We start from the raw sequence: 18,105 nt of genomic DNA on the forward strand, positions 1-18,105 counted from the left end.
GAAATAGATTGTGAGAATCATCCTGGCGGACGACAGTCTGCTGATACGCGCCGGAATCCGGGAGATCCTGGTTTCCAGTGCCCACGACGTGATCCGTGAATGCGAGGACGCCGACGAACTGGTCGCCGCTGTCGACGACCTCACCGCCGCCGGAGCCGCCCCCGACCTGGTGATCACGGATGTCCGCATGCCGCCCGGGAACACCGACGACGGACTCCGGGCCGCGATCGACATTCGGTCGCGGCACCGGGACCTGCCGGTACTGGTCCTCTCCGCCTACGTCACGGGCCCGTACGTGCGCGAACTCCTGAACGGCCCGGGCGCCGACGGGGCCGTCGGCTACCTGCTCAAGGAGAAGGTGGGCAGAGTGGCGGACTTCCTGCGGGCCGTCGAGACGGTCTCCGGCGGCGGAGTGGTGATCGACTCCGAGGTGGTCCGCCACGTCACCCGCGCCGACCCGCCGCGGGGCCCGCTCGCCCGCCTCACGGCCCGTGAACAGGAGGTGCTCGCTCTCATGGCCGAAGGCCGCTCCAACGCGGAGATCGCGACAGAGCTGTTCCTCTCGGGCGCCGCCGTGGCCAAACACGTGGGGAACGTCTTCCTGAAACTCGGCATGCCCTCCGGCGAGGACAACCGCCGGGTGAAGGCCATCCTGACCTGGTTCGAATACAACTAGCCGTGCCGCCAGGACCAGGACAGCGGAACGGCTCCCCGCCCGGTGACGCTCTGCGGGGAGGAGCAACGAGCCTGCTCCGTGCGCCGTCCTCCGTCCTCCGTGCTCCCTGCGGCGGCCCGGGCAGGTGTCCGGGCCGCCTGGCTGCCGGGCCGCCGCCCGTCAGTCGGCCAGCAGGAGCACCACCAGGATCGGCACGCCGAAGACCAGGAGGATCACGAGAAGCGTCCCCAGCGGCCCGCCGCCGTTGCCACCGCCGCCGAAGGGCCCGTCGCCGCCGCCGACGACACTGCTGAGCCACGAGTCGTTGCCGTCACCGCCGTGGTGACCACCGTCCATGCCGACCTCCTCCGTTCGCGTTCTCCGCCCGCACCGTCGGTGCCTCAGGCCAGTTCCATGAGGATGTCGGCGCGGGCGTAGTAGTCGGCCACCGGGAGGCGGTCGCGGGTGATCCTGACGAACCCGGCGTCCTCGTAGAGGTGGACGGCGGCGGCCAGTGTGCTGTTGGTGCCGAGGAACAGCCGGGCCCCGCCGAGCGCCCGGGCCCGGTCGACCGCCGCGGCCACGAGCCGGCGGCCGATGCCGTGTCCCCGCGCGGCGGGGGTCACGGCCATCTTCGCCAGCTCGAACACGGCGTCCGGGTAGGCCAGCAGCGCCACGCACCCCAGCACGGTGCCGCTGCCCGGCTCGCGGGCCAGGAGCACGTCGCCGCCCGGGCCCACGATGCGGCCGAACGGATCCCCGAGCACGGCCCGGTCCTCCTCCTCCAGGGTGAACAGCTGCGAGATCCACTCCTCGTTCAGCGCGCGGAACGCGTCGGCATCGCTCGGCGACGCGATCGAGGAGACCACGGTCGGGGCGGAGGCGTACGGCATGAGGTGGGTTCCTTCCCTGAACGACACCACGTCAGCCTCCGGCTCCGCCCACCCAGGTGTCCAATACACACATCGGCCGCCATCCATAGGCTGGAGATATGGATCAGCGAATCGAACTCCGCCATCTGCGGTACTTCCTGGCGCTGGCCGAGGAACTGCACTTCGGCCGCGCCGCCCAGCGGCTGCACATCGCCCAGCCGGCCCTGTCCCAGCAGATCAGACAGCTGGAGAAGATCGTGGGCGTCGAACTGTTCCGGCGGACCTCCCGGAGCGTCCGCCTCACGGACGCGGGAGCGACGTTCCGGCCGCGGGCCGGGGACCTCCTGGGCCGGCTGGCCGCCGACCTCGACGAGGCCGGTCGCGTCGGCCGCGGCGAGACCGGCCGCCTGGACATCGCCTTCATCACCTCCGCCACCGCGATCGTCAGCGAACGCCTCCGCGCCTTCTCCCACCGCCGCCCGGACGTCCGGGTCAGGCTGCACGACGGCTTCACCGTCGACGTCCTGACGGCCCTGGAACGCGGCACCGCCGACATCGGGATCGTCCGGGACGCCGAGGAACGCGACGACATCGACCTCGCCCTCCTGACGACGGAACGCCTCGTCGCGGTCGTCCCCACCGACCACCCCGCCGCCGGGAACGGCCGGGTGAAAGCGGCGGCGCTGGCCGCCGACCCCCTGATCCTCTTCCCGCGCTCGGCGGGAGCCCACGCCTTCGACGTGAACACCCAGCCCATCCGGGACACCGGCAACGACGTCCGGGTCGCCCAGGAGTGCTCCAACTGGCACACCATCATCATGCTCGTCGCCGCCGGCCTCGGCGTCACCATCGCCCCCCACAGCGCCACCACGCTGCTCCCCGCGGGCGCACGGCGCCTCGAACTCGACGGGCCGCCCGCCGTGAGCCGGGTCCTCCTGGCCACCCGCCGGGGAGACGACCGTCCCCTCGTGCGGGCCTTCACCGCGGTGTCCGAATCCGTGGTGGCGGGCCGGGGCGAACGGTCGAACGACGGTGCCGCGTCGGCCCGTTGAGCGGTCAGGCCGCGCGGCCGCCGTCTGCCCGGGTCAGGGGTTCCTCGGGGGTTCCTCAGGGGCGAGATCAGGGGCAGTCCGGAGGTGTGGACACCGCGAACGGCCCTAGGGTCTGTCGTCGAACCCCCGCCTGCGGGGCGGCGTTGGGGCACCCACCTCGCCGCGTTGTCGTCGGTCGCCAATGGCCCCCAGCCTGGCGGCCGGGAGGTGCCCCCACCGCAGTGGCTCCCTCCTCCGCCTTGCGATGCACGCACCCCAACGCCGCCCCGCCCGCCCTCCGGGCGAACGACGGGGGTTTGAAGACAGACCCTAGCGTCGGTGCGGCGGGTGACCGATGCCCCGACCGATGCCCCGATGGAAAAGGCGAGCGAGTGTTCCGGAACAAGGCTCTACCGGTACGGGCTTCGAGCCCGGCCTCCGTCGGCGCGGGGCGGGCGGGCGACACCGTCCGCCTGACCGCCGTACACAAGACGTACGGCCGCGGCGACAACCGGGTGCGGGCGCTCGACGGGGTGGACGTCGGCTTCGAGGCGGGCACCTTCACCGCCATCATGGGCCCTTCGGGTTCGGGCAAGTCGACGCTGCTGCAGTGCGCGGCGGGCCTCGACCGGGTCGACGCGGGCCAGGTCCTGCTCGACGGCGCGCCGTTGCACGAGCTCTCCGAGCGTGCCCTGACCGAGCTGCGCCGTGAGCACATGGGCTTCATCTTCCAGTCCTTCAACCTGGTCCCGTCACTGACGGCTCGTCAGAACATCGAGTTGCCGTTGCGGTTGGCCGGGCGTCCGATCGACCCGGTGGCGATCGACCGGGGGCTGTCCGAGGTCGGCCTGGCCGAGCGCGGTGGGCACCGGCCCGCCGAGCTGTCGGGCGGGCAGCAGCAGCGGGTCGCCATCGCGCGTGCGCTGGTGACCAGGCCCGAGGTGATCTTCGCGGACGAGCCGACCGGCGCGCTGGACTCGCGTACCGCGCGGGAGGTCCTGGCGCTGCTGCGCGGCGTCGTCGAGGAGCACGGGCAGACGGTGATCATGGTCACGCACGACCCGGTGGCGGCCTCGTACGCGCAGCGGGTGGTCTTCCTCGCCGATGGCAGGGTGACCGGCGAGCTGTTCGAGCCGACGGCCGAGACCGTGGCGCTGCGGATGGCGGCGTTGGAGCCCGGCGGGAGCGGGACGAACCCGTGCTGAGGCTCGCCGTAGCGACCCTGCGTCACCGCTTGATGGGCTTCGTGGGCGCCTTCCTCGCCCTCGCGCTCGGCGCGACGATGATCGGCATGATGACGCTGACCCTGGCGGCCACCTTCGGCACGCCGCACCCGGGGCCGCAGCGGTTCAAGGAAGCCCGGGTCGTGGTCGCGCCGCAGGGCTTCGGGGGGCGCGCGATGAAGGCCCCGGCGGTGTTGCCGGCCGAGGTCGTGACGCAGGTGACCGCCTCGGGCAAGGCCACACCCGACCGCAGCTTCCCGGTACGGCTGAACCCCGGCTCCGGGGGGACGACCGGCCACCCCTGGTCATCGGCCGCCTTCGCGGGCTACCGCCTGCTGGCCGGGCGCGCGCCGCAGGCCCCGGACGAGATCGTCGTCGGCGGCGGAGACCAGTCGCTGATCGGGCGCCAGGCCGAGGCCGCCACCTCCGACAACGCCGGCCGCTACCAGGTGGTCGGGGTCACCGACGCGCTCTGGTTCGAGAGCGCCGTCTTCTTCGGCGATGCCGAGGCCCAGCGCCTCTCGCCCGGGGTCAACGCCCTGGTCGCCGACCAGAACCCGCAGCAGCTGTCCGCCCTCGTGGGCGGCCGGGCCGTGGTCCTCGGTGGTGACGACCTGACCCGGCTCGACGCCGACTCCACCGGCGGCGCCCAGGCGCTGGCCAACGCCCAGGCGATGGCGGGCAGTACGACCGGACTGGCGGTGTTCGTCGCGGTGTTCGTCGTCATCGCGACCTTCGCCTTCGCCGCCGAGCAGCGCCGCCGTGAACTGGCGCTGATGCGGCTGGTGGGCGCCGCGCCCCGGCAGGTGCGGCGCATGGTGCTCGGCGAGGCGCTGCTGATCGGCCTGGCGGCGGCGGTCGTCGGCTGTGTCCTCGCCCCGCTGTGCACCGTGCCGCTGCGCTCCTGGATGCTCGACCACAACGTGGCCCCGTCCTGGTTCACCATCCCCTTCAACCCCCTGCCGCTGCTGGTCTCCTTCGTCATCGGCGTGGCCGCGGCGCTGGCCGGCTCGGCCGCCACCCTGGTCCGGGTCTCGCTGATCCGGCCGATCGAGGTGCTGCGCGAGAGCGCGGTGGAGCGCCGCGGGATGACGCCGATCCGCTGGCTGCTCGGGATCGGGATGCTGATCGGCGCGGTCGCCTCCGGGATCGTCATCGCCCGGACCGAGCCGTACCTGGCGGCCAGCGCCCGCAAGTACGAGGCCGTTCCGGTCCTGTACGTGGGGGCGGTCACCCTGCTGGCGCCGATCCTGCTGCGGCCGGTCACCCGGGCGCTGATCGGCCCGCTGCGCGGCTCGGCCAAGGCCGGCCCGCTGCTGGTGCGCGAGAACATCCTCACCTCCCGGCGGCGTACGGCCGCCACGGTGGCGCCGATCGTGGTGGCCGTCGGACTGGTCGCCACCCTGCTGACGGTGCAGAAGTCCGGTGACGCGGTGGTGCTCGCCCGCCAGCAGCAGGAGATCCACGCGGCCGACGTGGTGGTGCCCGGCGGCACGGGGATCGACGCGCGGACGCTGGAGAAGCTGGCGGCGGTGCCCGGGGTCCGGGTCACCCCGGTCACCTCGATGAACATCCGGATCGGCACCGCGAAGGGCGACCAGATCGACTCGCTGAGCACGAACGCCGTGCCCGCGTCCGCGCTGGGCACGACCGTCACGCCGCCCGTGCTCTCCGGCTCGCTCACCTCGCTGCCCGAGAACTTCCTGGTCATCGACGAGCACGCGGCCCGATCCGACGGTCTGTCGGTGGGGGACCAGGTGGTCACGCTGCTGCCGACCGGCGCTCGGGTGCCGACCGTCGTCGCGGCGGTCGTCGCACGCGGCCTGAACGGCGACGACACCTACCTGTCCGCGTCGCTGACCGGCGCGGTGACGCCGAACCGGGTCTACCTCGACTCCCGGACGGGCCCGGGCCGGCCGCTCGACGAACAGCAGACGGCGGCGGTGAACCAGGCGCTGGCCGGCTCCGGCGCGCACGTCATGACCCATGACGCCTACCTGGAGGCCCAGCGCGCACGCGCCGCCGAGCAGACGGACAACGCCGCGGTGATCATCCTGGGGATCGCGCTGGCCTACGCGCTGATCGCCGTCGCCAACACCCTGATCATGGCGATGGCCGGGCGGCGGCGGGAGTTCGCCCTGCTCGGGCTGGCCGGCGCGGTGCGCGGCCAGATCGCGAAGGTGGCCGTGGCCGAGTCGGCCGTGGCGGTGGTCGTCGGCACGCTGCTCGCGGCCGTGGCCACCGGGCTCGTCGCGGTGACCCAGCACGCTTCGCTGAGCGAACTCGTCACCTCGGCGCCGACGGTGATCCCGTGGACGCAGGTCCTGGGGACCGTCGCGCTCTGCGCCCTCGTCACCGTGATCACCGGGTGGGGAGCGGCCTCGCGGGCGACCCGTTTTCGGGCGATCGAGGCCGCAGGCATCCGGGAGTAGGGGATCCCGGAGTAGGGGATCCGGGAGTAGGGCACGGCCCGTCCGGCCCAGTCCCGGCCCGTCCCGCCCCGGAGTGTGCGACCGAGGTGTGAAACACCACACTTCCGCTCCTGAGCGTGCCGGTACTCGCCGCCCGGCCGAGGGCCGAGGACACTGGTCGCCGTGACTGATGTGCGCGAGACCTTGGATTACCAGACCTTCGGACAGGCGGTGCGCGAACTCGCGCAGACGATCGCCGACGACGGATACGAACCCGACCTCGTCCTGAGCATCGCCCGCGGTGGGGTGTTCGTAGCGGGCGGTCTGGCGTACGCGCTGGACTGCAAGAACATCCACCTGGTGAACGTCGAGTTCTACACGGGCGTGGGCACCACTCTGGAGATGCCCGTCATGTTGGCGCCCGTTCCCGCCGCGATCGACTTCACCGACAAGAAGGTCCTGATCACCGACGATGTCGCCGACACCGGCAAGACACTGCGCCTCGTGCACGACTTCTGCCTCGACCATGTCGCCGAGGTCCGGTCCGCCGTCATCTACGAGAAGTCGCACTCCCTGGTGAAGTGCGAGTACGTGTGGAAGCGGACCGACGACTGGATCGAGTTCCCGTGGTCGACGGAAGGACCGGTCGTCAGGCGCGACGGCCAGGTGCTCGACGCCTGATCGAAGGCGGTACGCCCGCAGGTCGGGACGCCGCCGGGGATCGGGCGGGAGCAACAGCGGATCCAGGGCGGCGGCGGTCGGGGGCAGGGCTCCCGGCCGTCGCCGCTTCCCGGTTCATGGGGTAGGAATGGGGGCTGTACGAACCGGGAGAGGGGCGCGCATGAGGGCGGCGCGGATGAGGGCGGTGCGGATCGCCGGGGTGGCGGCGGGCGCCTTGGCGCTGGCCGCGGGGTGCGCTTCAGGAGGTTCGGGGGATCCCGGGGGTTCCGGGGGATCCGGAGGCATGTCGGCGCAGGCGCACGGCTACCTGTCGGAGGCGCTGGACCTGTTGCAGCGGGAGTCGTTGAACACCGCGACGGTGGACTGGCCGAAACTGCGGGACGAGGCGTTCGCGCGGGCGGCCGGGGCGCGGACGACGGCCGACACCCACGGTGCGGTCGGCGGCGCGGTCGCGGCTCTCGGGGACGGTCACAGCAGGTTCTACCCGCCCGGTGAGGCAGCGGCCGTGGATGCCGACCCTGCGACGGTCGACGCCCCGACGGTCGAACAACTTCCCGGCGGCATCGCCAGGTTGAATCTTCCGGCGGTGAACGGTTCGGAGCGCACCTACGCCGAGTACGTCGCCCGCGGCCGCGCCGCCGTCGCCGGGGCGACCGCCTGCGGCTGGGTGGTGGACCTGCGCCGGGAGAGCGGCGGCGGGATGTGGGCGCCGCTGGCGGTGGTGGCTCCGCTGCTCGGGGACGGTCCGGTGGGGGCCTTCGTCACGGCGGACGGCACCCGCAGCGTCTGGTCGGTGCGCGGGGGCGTGCCGTTCCTGGACGGGACTCCACAGGCGGAGCCCTCCGGGGCCGGCGGTGACCCGGGGCAGGGCTTGCCCGTCGCCGTCCTCACCGGCCCGGGCACGGGCAGCGCGGGCGAGGCCGTCGCCATCGCGTTCATCGGCCGCCCGGACACCCGCAGTTTCGGCGCGCGCACCTACGGGGTGCCCACCGGCAACGCCGCGCACCGGTTGTCGGACGGCGCGGTCGTCCTGCTCACGGGCGCCGCCGAGGCGGATCGCACGGGCCGGATCCACGCGGGGCCGATCGAGCCGGACGAGGCCGTGGACACCCGCAAGGAGGGGGATCCGTCACTCACCGCCGCGACCGGCTGGCTCGGGCGCCAGGAGTCCTGCCGTCGCACCTAGAACGACCACCCCGCGGGGGAGCGGGCAGTCGGCGGAGGCGGCCGGCAAAGAAGTGGTCGCCCGAGGTGCGCAGGAAGTAGCTTGTCCCCGCCCCGCACGCCACCCACGAGGAGTTCTCATGCTCGAAAACATCCAGGGCGTTTCTCCAGAGCGTGCCGCACGACTGGCCTACCTGGTCGAGCGATGCGGGCCGTTGCTGGACCAGGACGAGGGCATGGAACATGTCCAGCGGCTGCTGCGGGACCTCGGGGCCGGGGTCATGGACTCGATCGCCGTCACCCGGGAACTGCTGGGAGTCGGCCTCGGGGAAGCACAGGAGATTGTGCTGTCGAGCGCCGCGCGGACCATCGAGCTGCGGACGCGTCAGCAACTCGTGGACGTGGCGGAGCGAGCGAAGGACGTTGCCGACGGCCTCCTGCAGCTGTCCCGGACCCAAGGGGCCACCAGGATCGTCGCCATCGACGGCACCGGAGGATCCGGCAAGACGACGTTGGCTGCCGCGGTGGCCGGACACCTCGACGGCGCCGTCATCGTCCACGTCGACGACTTCTACCGTCCGATGCCCGACCGCGCGCGGGAGCTGCTCGACGCGGAACAGGGCTACCACCGCTACTTCGACTGGGAACGCCTCCGGGACCAGGTCCTGATCCCGCTGCGGGACGACCGGGCCGCCCGCTATCAGGTCTACGACTGGACCACCGGACAGCTCGGGGCCTGGCGCGAGATCGCTTCCGGAGCCGTGGTGATCGTCGAAGGGGTCTACTCCGCCCGCCCGGAGCTGGCCCACTACTACCACTTCACCGCCTACGTCGACACCCCGCGAGGTGTCTGCCTGCAGCGGGTGCGAGCACGCGGCGAGAACCCCGAGGAGTGGATCGGGCGTTGGCGCGCCGCCGAGGACCACTACGTGCACACCACGTGGCCCCAGACCAGAGCCAAGCTCCTCGTCAGGGGCCACTGAGGCGGGAAGCGCGCATGATCACCGACGCGACAGGAACAACATCAAGGTCTTCTACCTACAGGCCCGAGCGGGGCCGCACCGGCAAAAAATCTTGAGAATCTCGATGTGATGTGCGACATGACCTTGGGCACGCCGCAGGCCGGCCACACCGGCGGCGACCGGTGGCCGACCAGCCGACATCCGGTGACGCCGTACGTCTTCCTTGCCGTTCATTCCGCCGCTGCCACCACCGGCGCGAACGCGAAGCGGAACCGTTCCACCCCGCGGGGCAGGTCCGCGCTCATCCGATCGTCCGAATCGTCTGCACGTGCCCAGAACACGCTGAGTGTGAAATCGCTTGGCTTTCCTTCGAGTTCGAACTCCAGCGCCACATCGGCAGGACCCGAGAAGAGGGTCCACACGTCGATGCGGCCCGTCCGCGACCTGTACGGAACCCTGGCAAGGAGGCTGAACCCCTCCGGACGCACGGGACGGTCGGTCAACTCAAGGGTCACCTCCGCATAGTGCTCCCGAATCGAACTGCGGACCTTGACCGCTCCGTCGGTCAGTGTGATTCCAGGAGTCCCGTCAGCCAGTGGCAGTTCCAGCCAGCTGCCGTCCTCGGCGAACTCGTCCTCCTCCCACAGCCCGAACTGCGAACGTTCGACTGAGACAAGGCCGGTGGCCTCGGTCCGAAAGCTCCGCATGTCGACGATCCTTGCACGACGGCCGCTCTCCGGATGTCGGGTTCGGAAGAACCTCCGGGCACGAGTACGGCGGCGAACTCGGCACCACGGACGGCACCGTGCAGTACGGCCGACGGTCGTGCCCTGCGGCAGGTTCCGTCTCGGGTCAGGCTCTGGTGGGCCGCTGCCCCTGGGGACTGTCCGTTGCGATCGGGAGGCTGCGCAGTGTCAGCGCGGCCGGTGGAGGCAGTGGTTCGTCGGCCGTGCCGGTGCGGAACGACTGGAGCAGATAGGCCACCAGGCGCCGGGAGGCCGCACCGTCATCCGGCAGGGCGGTCACCAGGCCGCCGTGTGCCAACAGGACCACGACGAGGTCGGAAGGGTGGAAGTCGGCCCGCAGCGCGCCCGACGCCTGTGCTCTGCGTACCAGGGTCGTGAAGTCCCGTTCGGCCTGGTGCCGGGACTGCGCGTGTTCCGACGTGCTTTCCGGGAACGCCGTGACGAACGCGGCCGGGAACCCGCGTTCCTCCCGTTGCAGAGCGCAGACCGTCTCGACCAGCCGCTGGAAGCCCTGCCAAGGGTCGGGGGCGGCCAGTGCCTCGGTGAGAGCCCGCGCGCAGGTCTCCATCTGCTGCGCGAACGCGCCCCGCACCAGAGCGTCCCGGGTCGGGAAATGCCGGTACAGCGTCGCCACGCCGACCCCGGCCCGACGGGCCACGGTCGCCATCGGGGCGTCGATCCCGTGCTCCGCGAAGACCGCGCGGGCGGCGACGAGGACGCGCTCCCGGTTGCGCCGGGCGTCCGCCCGCATCCCGTCCCGGGCTGTGATCCGAGAGGATTCCGCCATCACTGTCTCTCGCTTCCGGTCCAAGCGGACGATTGCGTCCACTTGAGAGCTTACGGTCGGTGCCAGATCCCGTACGGCTCCCGGCGGCAGAGGCGGAACGATGAACGACCGCATGATGAAGGCAGTGCTCTACGACCGCTACGGCGGCCCCGATGTGCTCTACACGGGCCGCGTGCCACGCCCCGAGCCGGCCCGCGGCGAGGTCCTCGTGAAGGTACGCGCGTTCAGCGTCAACGGCGGCGAACTGGCCGTCCGTGCCGGCCGTCTCCGCCTCCTGAGCGGCCGGACATTCCCCAAGCGGGTCGGCTTGGACTTCACCGGCGAGGTCGCCGAACTGGGGGCCGGAGTCACAGGGTTCGCGGCCGGCGAGCGCGTATGGGGGGTCCTGGGCCGCACCTCCGGGTTCGGCAGCGCCGCCGAGTACGTGGCCGTGCCCGCCGAGCGGGTCGGCCGGCTCCCCGACGGTCTTGACCCGGTGGAGGCCGCCGCGCTGCCGGTGGCCACCACGGCCATCACCGCGCTGCGGGACAAAGCCCGGCTGCGCCCCGGCGAACGGCTCCTCGTCCGGGGCGCGGCGGGCGGTGTCGGCAACGCCGCCGTCCAGCTCGGACGGGCGTACGGCGCCGAGGTCACGGCCCTCGCCCGGGCGGCCGGCCTGGACTTCGTCCGCGGGCTCGGCGCGCACGAGGCCGTCGACCACCGGACCGTGCGGCCGGCGGAACTGGGCCGCTTCGACGTGGTCCTGGACACCGCGGGGACCGACCTGCGGGCCTTCCGGCGCCTACTGGATTCCGGCGGGCGCATGGTCACCATCGCCTTCGACCCGAAACGGCCCGCTGCGACGTTCGGCTACCTCGCGGCCAGTACGGTCCACGGTCCCGGCCGGGTGCGCTACTTCAGCGGCGACCCCAAGCGGGCGGACTTCGACGACCTCGCCCGCCATGTGGCCGAGGGCAAGCTGAGCCCCGCGGTGGACACGGTCTTCCCCCTGGAGGAGACAGCGGCGGCGCACCGGGCGCTGGAGGCGGGCGGCGTCCGGGGCAAGTACGTGGTCAGGGTCGCGTAGGACCCTGCTGTCCCGTCTCGGCGAAGTTTCACCGGCCTCACTGGAGACTGCCGACCGCGCCGCTCGTCCCGCCGAGGTTCGACCGGTCGCCAGCGGCGGCGATGAGGGCCGCCAAGCCGTCGAGGTGGCGGTCGAGGCCGAAGGTGAACAGGGATTCGGCGGACAGGCCCAGGCCGGGGTCGGCGCGGGCGGCGGTGAACGCCGGGAAGGTGCCGTCCGACAGCAGCGCGGCCATCCGGCCCTCCTGGACCTGCATCCACTGATCGCCGGTGACACCGCTGGCCTGACCCGCCGCCTGCTCCGCCGCGAGGTCGACCGCGCAGCCCCGGACGAATCCGAAGAGCGAGACCGCCGCGTGCATGCGGGTGTCGGCATCGAGGCCGAGGCCCTCCAGCGCCGCCAGGGCCCATTCGATGTGGCGCATGCCGTTCGGTGCGAGCAGCGGCCGGGCGAGGTTCATCGTGGCCGCCAGCCAGGGGTGCTCCTGGTAGAGCCGCCACTGCGCCCGGGCCGAGAGGTCCAGGCAGGACCGCCAGTGCGGCGGGGCCGGGGTCGGCAGCGGCGCCTGCGCGTAGGCCGCGTCGACCATCAGCGCGAGGAGCTGGTCCCGGTTCTGCACGTGCCGGTACAGGGACATGGCCGAGGTGCCGAGTTCGGCGGCCAGCCGCCGCATGGTGAGCGCGGCCACCCCTTCCGCGTCGGCGATCGCGATTCCTGCCAGCACCAGGCGTCGGCGCGCCGCCGACTCCTCCGACGGTCCCTCCGTGCGCCGGTCGGCCGCCCCCCGTGCCGCCCGCGGCGCACGGGGGGCGGCGCAAACCACGGTCCCCACCCCCGGCACCGCCCGGACCAGACCCTCCTGCCGCAGGACCGCCAGCGCCTTGGTCGCCGTGGCCATGGCCACCCCCCACCGCTGCGTGACCGCCCGCGTGGAGGGCACCCGGTCACCCGGACGCAGCTCACCGACCTCGATGCGATGCCGAAGTTCGGCGGCGATCCTCGCGTACGGCGGCAAGACCGACATGATGCACTCCTTGGTGTACTAGTGCATGAAGCCTAGCGCACTAGGGTTCCTTCTCGATCTTCACACTTCACAGGCGAACTTGAGCCTCATACGTTGTACGCACAGACCTGAGAGAGGAACCCGGGATGACCAAGAACACCACCACCACAACCCGCACTGTCCTGATCTCCGGCGCCAGCGTGGCCGGCCCGGCGCTCGCCCACTGGCTGCGCCGCCACGGCTTCGTCCCCACCGTGGTGGAGCGCGCCGAAGCGGTGCGCGAGGGCGGCTACGCGGTGGACTTCCGCGGCGAAGCCCTGGACGTGCTGGACCGGATGGGCCTGCTGGAGCGGATCCGCGAGCTGGACACCGAGATGGGCGACGCGGCGATGGTGGACGCCGAGGGCCGCCAGTACGCGACCCTGCCGGCCGTGATCTTCGCGGGAGACCTGGAGGTCCTCAAGGGCGATCTGACCAGGATGCTGTACGAGGCCACCCGCGACGACGTCGAGTACGTCTTCGGGGACTCCATCGCGAGCCTGACCGAGGACGAGCACGGCGTCGAGGTCACCTTCGAGCGTGGCGCTCCCCGCCGCTTCGACCTGGTCGTCGGCGCCGACGGCCTGCACTCGCGCACCCGGACGCTCACCTTCGGCCCCGAGGAGCAGTTCGTGCGCCACCTCGGCATCTACACCGCCGTCTTCAGCCTGGACAACTACCTCGGCCTGCAGAACACCGGCCGTCTCCACGCCGCCCCGGGCAGGGCCGCCAACATCTTCACCGCCCGCGCCAACAGCGAGGCCCGCGCCGCCTTCCACTTCGCCGCCGGGCATCTGGAGTACGACCGCCACGACCGCGCCGGGCAGCAGCGCATCATCGCCGAACGCTTCGCGGACGGCGGCTGGGAGATCCCGCGCCTGCTCCAGGAGATGGCGCGGGCATCGGACTTCTTCTTCGACGCCAACGCCCAGGTGGAGATGGACACCTGGTCCAAGGGGCGGGTCGTGCTGCTCGGCGACGCCGGGTACTGCGCCGGCCCGACCTCCGGCCGCGGCACCTCGCAGGCCCTGATCGGCGCGTACATCCTGGCCGGCGAACTCGCCGCCTCCGGTGGTGACCACACGACGGCCTTCGCCGCGTACGAGCGCGAGATGCGCGGCTACGTGACGGAGCACCAGGCCCTGGGTCGCGAGGGCGCAGAGCGGTTCTTCATGCCCGCCCCCACCCAGGAGATTCTGGACATGCTGGCCGCCCAGGCACCCGAGAGCACCCGCACCACCCCGATTCGGCTGCGCGACTACGGCGCATCGCCGTCACTCGTGTCGGCGGCGGTCGTCGGGTTGAATCCCTTGGTGATCAGCCGGAAGGCCAGGCACAGCTCCCAGGCGAAGACCGGAACGGCGGCGAGCATCCCCGGCCCGGAGACCTGCGGGTAGAGGCCGAACAGGACGGCGATCGCGGAGGTGAAGATCAGTGCGCCGCCGACGAGCCCCAGTACGGCGATGAAGCGCGGTATCAGCCGGGAGCGGTACAGCAGGCAGGCGAGCACCGCGGTGTTGGCCCCGCAGATGAAGTTGGGGCCGAGCAGGAACGTCCAGTCGTGGACGGCGACCAGGGCCTTCCCCGCGGTGAGGAGCGCGGCGCTGTCCGCTCCCTGCGGCGGGTGTTGGCGGAGGGTCACCACGGCCAGCAGGCTGACGATGCCGACGGCGATGACGGCGGCTTCCAGGGTGCGCAGGCCGAGGTACCCGACGGCGAGGCCTTCGCCGTGCCGGCGGGCGACGGGGTACATCGCGAATGCGGTGCCGACGATGCCGATGGTGAGGAGCACCTCGAACAGGGCGCCCAGGAGCACTCGGGTGTCCGGGCCGGCGCCGAGCACGTAGTCGGCGGTCTTCAGGATCGGGCCGTACAGGACGAGCCCGCCGATCGAGGTGACGTGGGTGACGAGGAAGCACGTGCCCGTCGCTGTCGCGAGGGTTCTCGGTGAGGCCACTTGGGGCTCCTTCGGCCGTGGAGGCGGGAAGAGGTGTACGCCGTACACCTCACGGTGGGACGGTATGGTGTACCCCGTACACCTGTCAAGGGGGATCGGTGAGGACCATGGCCAAGCAGGCAGACGCCCAACAGGCGGCCACCGAGCGGAGGAAGCCGCTCAACCGGGACCGCGTGCTGCGCGCCGCCGTCGCCCGCGCCGACCAGTCCGGGATCGAGGCGCTGAGCATGCGCAGCCTCGCCCAGGAACTGGGCGTCGTGCCGATGGCCCTCTACAAGCACGTGGCCAACAAGGAGCAGCTCCTCGACGGCATGGTCGAACTCGTCGTCGGGGAGATCGACCCCCCGGCCGACGGCCCCGACTGGAGGAGCGCGATCCGCGAGCGCGTCCTGTCGGCCCGGCGGGCGCTGCTGCGCCACCCGTGGGCCCTGCGCGTCATCGAGTCCCGCGGCACCCCCACCCCCGCCGTGCTGGACTACCTGGACTCCGTGATCGGCACGTTCCGCGGGGGCGGCCTCTCCGTCGACCTGACCCACCACGCGATGCACGCGCTGGGCAGTCGCGTCTGGGGCTTCACCCAGGAGCTGTTCCCGGCTTCTCCGGGAGACGAGCCCGGGGAGCAGGCCGCCGCGCTCCAGGCGATGGCGGCCAGGTACCCGCACATCGCCGAGATCGCCATGGCCCGGGCCCACGACGGCGCGTCGGTCGTCGGCAGCGGCTGCGACGACCAGTTCGAGTTCGAGTTCGCCCTCGACCTCCTCCTCGACGGCTTCGCGCGGCTCCACGAGCGCGGATGGAGCTCCGGGCAGGCCTGAGCGGGCCGGGGGAAACCGGGCGACTCCCGCGCGCCCGATCGCCTGGAGCGGGCGCGCCCCCCGGGCGGCCGCTCACCGCCCGTCGTCGGTTCCGGACCGGACGACGACGCCCTCGTCCGGACCGTGGCCCGGAGCCGGTCGGACCGTGGCCCGGAGCCGGTCGGACCGTGCCGGGAGCAGCGGCTGACGGCCGGCCGGACTGACGGACAGTCGGCTGACGGGAGGGGCCTGTGGCGGCACCCGTCGAAGGCGTGGATATCGTGGCCGACGCCGCGCGGCCGACTCCTCGGCGTGCGGTCTTTCGTCACGTCAGGAGAGAACTGGGTGAAGTCCCCAATGACAGCGCTCCGGAGCGCCGCGGCCGTCGTGGCGGCCGTGCTGATGGCGGCGCCCGCCGCCGCAGGCTCCGCCGCCGCAGCTCCCGCCGCAAGCCCGGACACCAAGGCGGTGACGTACCAGGGCCGCGTCTTCCAGGTGCCTTCGGCCTGGCCGGTGGTGGACCTGGCCGCGGACCCGCAGGCCTGCGTCCGCTTCGACCAGCACGCGGTGTACCTCGGTCACCCGGGCGAGCAGCAGGCCTGCCCGCCGCGGTTGACCGGCCGCACGGAGGCCCTGCTGGTCGAGCCCGCCGAGGGCGCGGCGCCGGACCGGGAGGGCTCCAACCCGGTCGCGCAGACGGTCCGGGCGACCGACGGCGTCGTCGCGGTGACCGGGACGTACGACACGGACCAGCCGCTGGTGCGGCGGATCATCACCGGCGCCGGGCTCACCCCCGCGCCGACGCACCGACCGCAGCCGGCGCCCGCCGGGCCCGGGACGACCGCCGCCCCGAAGTCCGCCGGCACCGCCGCCCCGAAGTCCACCGCTGCCGCGCCGTCCGGCCAGGCCATGGCCGCAGCCGCCGCACCGGCTGCTTCGGCCGCGGCGGCGTCGGTTCCCGCGTCGGCGACGAACTACACCGGCAAGGGCTTCGACGCCTGTACGGCGCCCTCCGGCGCCGCGATGAACGCGTGGATGGCCTCCTCCCCGTACCGGGCGGTCGGCGTCTACATCGGCGGTGTCAGGCGGGCCTGCGCCCAGCCGAACCTGACGGCCTCCTGGGTCCAGCAGCAGCAGGCCGCGGGCTGGGCCTTCATGCCGATGTACGTCGGCGTGCAGGCCCCGAAGATCAGCTACCCCGCCACCGAGGGCGCCAACGCCGCCGACGACGCGGTGAGCCAGGCCCAGGCCCTGGGCTTCGGCCCCGGCACGATCCTCTACTACGACATGGAGGCGTACACCACCCCGCAGTACTCGGCCGCGGTGCTCGCCTTCCTCACCGCCTGGACCAACGAACTGCACGCCTGGGGCTACAACTCCGGCGTCTACAGCAGCTCCTCGTCCGGCATGAAGGACCTGGCCGCGAACGCCGGCAACAGCGCCTACGCCATGCCCGACGCCGTCTTCAGCGCCAACTGGAACGGCAAGGAGGACACCGCCGACCCGTCGATACCGGCCGGCTACTGGAACAACCACCAGCGCGCCCACCAGTACGCCTCGCCGCAGAACCCGGAGACCTGGGGCGGCTACGCGATCGCGATCGACCAGGACTACCTGGACATCCAGCTCACCGCCGCCCCGCCGTCCCAGTCCTCCGCGTTCTTCCTCGGCGTGCGCCAGAGCTCGGGCGCCTGGCCCGGCTTCAGCCCGCTGACGGGCGGCGCGGGCGTGTTCCGCGGCTCGGAGGCCGCGATCACCGGGCTGCCGGGCGGCTCCTCGCAGGAGCTGGGCATCGGCCTGGACGGCCGGCTCTACCACGGGGTCCGCGCCTCGAACGGCAGTTGGAGCGGCTTCGCCGGGGTGCCCGACGACGGCACGCCGGCCACCCAGGCCCGCCGGACCGGCATCGCGGGCATGCCGGACGGCTCCTCGCAGGTGGTGACCGTCGGCAGTGACGGCAACGTCTACCACCGGATCCGCTCGGCCGACGGCAACTGGTCCGGCTACGGGGCGCTCCCCGGGGTCGGCACCCCGACCATGGGGGCCGCGGACATCGCCATCGCCGGCCTGCCCGACGGGTCCGCCCAGGTCCTGGCGATCGGCAACGACGGGCACGTCTACCACGAGACCCGCTTCTCCAACGGCAGTTGGAGCGGCTTCGCCCCGCTCCCGGGTGTGAACAGCTCGCGGATGGCGGCCTCGCGGGTGGCCATCACGGGGCTGTCGGACGGCTCCTCGCAGGTCCTGGTGATCGGCGGCGACGTGAACATCTACCACGAGGCCCGCTTCGCCGACGGCAACTGGTCCGGCTTCGCCGCGCTTCCCGGCAGCGGCACGCCCACCATGGCCGCGCGGGCGGTCGGCATCGCCGGTCTGCCGGACGGTTCGTCCCAGGTGGCGGTGATCGGCAACGACGGCAACCTCTACCACGAGACCCGCTTCACCAGCGGCGCCTGGTCCGGCTTCGCCGCGGTCCAGGGCGCGTACGGCGCGAGCACCTTCCCGGCCCAGCGCGCCGCCATCGCGGGCCTGCCGGACGGCTCCAGCCAGCTGGTGGCCACCCGGAGCTGACCCGGGAACATCCCACCACCGCACCACCCCGGCGCCCCCGCCCCCGGTACGTCCCGGGGGCGGGGGCGCCGGCCGGTTCCGCCCGCCGGCCGGTTCCGCCGGCAACACGTCGGCGAGGGGGCTCACCGGGGCCGGGGCGGCGG

16 protein-coding genes and 1 pseudogene are annotated in these 18,105 nt (G+C 72.6%); 11 read left to right on the forward strand and 6 right to left on the reverse strand.

The features are described from left to right. Positions 1-7 precede the first annotated feature (7 nt). Positions 8-676: a response regulator transcription factor gene (locus ACGFSC_RS19010; protein WP_359904733.1), complete on the forward strand. Its 669-nt coding sequence runs from the start codon at positions 8-10 to the stop codon at positions 674-676. 159 nt (positions 677-835) lie between these two features. Here the strand turns inward: ACGFSC_RS19010 and ACGFSC_RS19015 are convergent, their stop codons facing one another. Both ACGFSC_RS19015 and ACGFSC_RS19020 read right to left on the reverse strand, forming a co-directional pair. Then, a complete protein-coding gene (locus ACGFSC_RS19015) occupies positions 836-1,012 on the reverse strand; it encodes a hypothetical protein (protein ID WP_359904696.1) in 177 nt (58 codons plus the stop codon). Positions 1,013-1,056: 44 nt separating this feature from the next. Beyond that, positions 1,057-1,548, reverse strand: coding sequence for a GNAT family N-acetyltransferase (locus ACGFSC_RS19020; RefSeq protein ID WP_359904699.1), 492 nt, complete (start codon positions 1,546-1,548; stop codon positions 1,057-1,059). 98 nt (positions 1,549-1,646) lie between these two features. Between ACGFSC_RS19020 and ACGFSC_RS19025 the strand changes: the two genes are divergently transcribed. From ACGFSC_RS19025 to ACGFSC_RS19050, 6 genes are all read left to right on the forward strand, one after another. Further along, positions 1,647-2,579 (forward strand): LysR substrate-binding domain-containing protein, encoded by a 933-nt coding sequence (locus ACGFSC_RS19025; protein ID WP_359904702.1) that lies wholly within the window; start codon positions 1,647-1,649, stop codon positions 2,577-2,579. Between the two features lie 452 nt (positions 2,580-3,031). After that, a complete protein-coding gene (locus ACGFSC_RS19030) occupies positions 3,032-3,763 on the forward strand; it encodes an ABC transporter ATP-binding protein (RefSeq protein WP_359904736.1) in 732 nt (243 codons plus the stop codon). A gap of 32 nt (positions 3,764-3,795) precedes the next feature. Next, positions 3,796-6,213 (forward strand): ABC transporter permease, encoded by a 2,418-nt coding sequence (locus ACGFSC_RS19035; RefSeq protein WP_359904738.1) that lies wholly within the window; start codon positions 3,796-3,798, stop codon positions 6,211-6,213. A 162-nt stretch (positions 6,214-6,375) separates the two neighbouring features. Continuing rightward, positions 6,376-6,873 carry a phosphoribosyltransferase gene (locus ACGFSC_RS19040; protein ID WP_359904705.1) on the forward strand — a complete coding sequence of 166 codons (498 nt, stop codon included), beginning with the start codon at positions 6,376-6,378 and terminating at the stop codon, positions 6,871-6,873. A 283-nt stretch (positions 6,874-7,156) separates the two neighbouring features. Continuing rightward, entirely contained in the window at positions 7,157-8,059 is a 903-nt protein-coding gene (locus ACGFSC_RS19045) for a S41 family peptidase (protein ID WP_359904707.1), read from the forward strand. A 118-nt stretch (positions 8,060-8,177) separates the two neighbouring features. After that, positions 8,178-9,020 (forward strand): hypothetical protein, encoded by an 843-nt coding sequence (locus tag ACGFSC_RS19050; protein WP_359904710.1) that lies wholly within the window; start codon positions 8,178-8,180, stop codon positions 9,018-9,020. 209 nt (positions 9,021-9,229) lie between these two features. On the opposite strand, the gene ACGFSC_RS19055 is transcribed toward ACGFSC_RS19050, so the two are convergent. Together ACGFSC_RS19055 and ACGFSC_RS19060 are read right to left on the reverse strand one after the other, a co-directional pair. Then, on the reverse strand, positions 9,230-9,706 hold the full coding sequence (locus ACGFSC_RS19055) for a hypothetical protein (RefSeq protein ID WP_359904713.1): 477 nt from the start codon (positions 9,704-9,706) through the stop codon (positions 9,230-9,232). A gap of 145 nt (positions 9,707-9,851) precedes the next feature. Continuing rightward, a complete protein-coding gene (locus tag ACGFSC_RS19060) occupies positions 9,852-10,532 on the reverse strand; it encodes a TetR/AcrR family transcriptional regulator (protein ID WP_359904715.1) in 681 nt (226 codons plus the stop codon). A gap of 100 nt (positions 10,533-10,632) precedes the next feature. Here ACGFSC_RS19060 and ACGFSC_RS19065 point away from each other — a divergent pair, with 100 nt between their 5' ends. Beyond that, complete coding sequence (locus tag ACGFSC_RS19065; protein WP_359904718.1) at positions 10,633-11,598, forward strand: NAD(P)-dependent alcohol dehydrogenase; 966 nt, start codon at positions 10,633-10,635, stop codon at positions 11,596-11,598. A 37-nt stretch (positions 11,599-11,635) separates the two neighbouring features. On the opposite strand, the gene ACGFSC_RS19070 is transcribed toward ACGFSC_RS19065, so the two are convergent. Next, positions 11,636-12,622: a TetR/AcrR family transcriptional regulator C-terminal domain-containing protein gene (locus tag ACGFSC_RS19070; protein WP_359904721.1), complete on the reverse strand. Its 987-nt coding sequence runs from the start codon at positions 12,620-12,622 to the stop codon at positions 11,636-11,638. 125 nt (positions 12,623-12,747) lie between these two features. Between ACGFSC_RS19070 and ACGFSC_RS19075 the strand changes: the two genes are divergently transcribed. Beyond that, the gene (locus ACGFSC_RS19075; RefSeq protein ID WP_392863631.1) at positions 12,748-14,037 is read left to right on the forward strand and encodes an FAD-dependent monooxygenase; all 1,290 of its coding nucleotides are present in this window, start codon (positions 12,748-12,750) and stop codon (positions 14,035-14,037) included. Here the strand turns inward: ACGFSC_RS19075 and ACGFSC_RS19080 are convergent. Continuing rightward, positions 14,007-14,645, reverse strand: a pseudogene (locus ACGFSC_RS19080) (DUF4386 domain-containing protein); the annotation flags it as partial. The gene ACGFSC_RS19075 and the pseudogene ACGFSC_RS19080 sit on opposite strands and share 31 nt — an antisense overlap. 59 nt (positions 14,646-14,704) lie before the next feature. Here ACGFSC_RS19080 and ACGFSC_RS19085 point away from each other — a divergent pair. Both ACGFSC_RS19085 and ACGFSC_RS19090 read left to right on the forward strand, forming a co-directional pair. After that, the gene (locus ACGFSC_RS19085) at positions 14,705-15,412 is read left to right on the forward strand and encodes a TetR/AcrR family transcriptional regulator C-terminal domain-containing protein (protein ID WP_359904726.1); all 708 of its coding nucleotides are present in this window, start codon (positions 14,705-14,707) and stop codon (positions 15,410-15,412) included. 336 nt (positions 15,413-15,748) lie between these two features. Then, complete coding sequence (locus tag ACGFSC_RS19090; protein ID WP_359904729.1) at positions 15,749-17,962, forward strand: glycoside hydrolase domain-containing protein; 2,214 nt, start codon at positions 15,749-15,751, stop codon at positions 17,960-17,962. Positions 17,963-18,105 lie beyond the last annotated feature (143 nt).

It is taken from the genome of Kitasatospora sp. NPDC048715 (genome assembly GCF_043198905.1).
GTDB classification, from domain to species: Bacteria; Actinomycetota; Actinomycetes; order Streptomycetales; family Streptomycetaceae; genus Kitasatospora; species Kitasatospora lactacystinica.

What these genes read in the sequence shown, in the direction of transcription:
- ACGFSC_RS19020 (WP_359904699.1), bottom strand. Translation starts at nt 1,548, where the DNA reads ATGCCGTACGCCTCCGCCCCGACCGTGGTCTCCTCGATCGCGTCGCCG.
- ACGFSC_RS19025 (WP_359904702.1), top strand. Translation starts at nt 1,647, where the DNA reads ATGGATCAGCGAATCGAACTCCGCCATCTGCGGTACTTCCTGGCGCTG.
- ACGFSC_RS19035 (WP_359904738.1), top strand. Translation starts at nt 3,796, where the DNA reads ATGGGCTTCGTGGGCGCCTTCCTCGCCCTCGCGCTCGGCGCGACGATG.
- ACGFSC_RS19065 (WP_359904718.1), top strand. Translation starts at nt 10,633, where the DNA reads ATGAACGACCGCATGATGAAGGCAGTGCTCTACGACCGCTACGGCGGC.
- ACGFSC_RS19085 (WP_359904726.1), top strand. Translation starts at nt 14,705, where the DNA reads ATGGCCAAGCAGGCAGACGCCCAACAGGCGGCCACCGAGCGGAGGAAG.
- ACGFSC_RS19050 (WP_359904710.1), top strand. Translation starts at nt 8,178, where the DNA reads ATGCTCGAAAACATCCAGGGCGTTTCTCCAGAGCGTGCCGCACGACTG.
- ACGFSC_RS19055 (WP_359904713.1), bottom strand. Translation starts at nt 9,706, where the DNA reads ATGCGGAGCTTTCGGACCGAGGCCACCGGCCTTGTCTCAGTCGAACGT.
- ACGFSC_RS19045 (WP_359904707.1), top strand. Translation starts at nt 7,157, where the DNA reads ATGTCGGCGCAGGCGCACGGCTACCTGTCGGAGGCGCTGGACCTGTTG.
- ACGFSC_RS19015 (WP_359904696.1), bottom strand. Translation starts at nt 1,012, where the DNA reads ATGGACGGTGGTCACCACGGCGGTGACGGCAACGACTCGTGGCTCAGC.
- ACGFSC_RS19075 (WP_392863631.1), top strand. Translation starts at nt 12,748, where the DNA reads ATGACCAAGAACACCACCACCACAACCCGCACTGTCCTGATCTCCGGC.
- ACGFSC_RS19060 (WP_359904715.1), bottom strand. Translation starts at nt 10,532, where the DNA reads ATGGCGGAATCCTCTCGGATCACAGCCCGGGACGGGATGCGGGCGGAC.
- ACGFSC_RS19090 (WP_359904729.1), top strand. Translation starts at nt 15,749, where the DNA reads ATGACAGCGCTCCGGAGCGCCGCGGCCGTCGTGGCGGCCGTGCTGATG.
- ACGFSC_RS19070 (WP_359904721.1), bottom strand. Translation starts at nt 12,622, where the DNA reads ATGTCGGTCTTGCCGCCGTACGCGAGGATCGCCGCCGAACTTCGGCAT.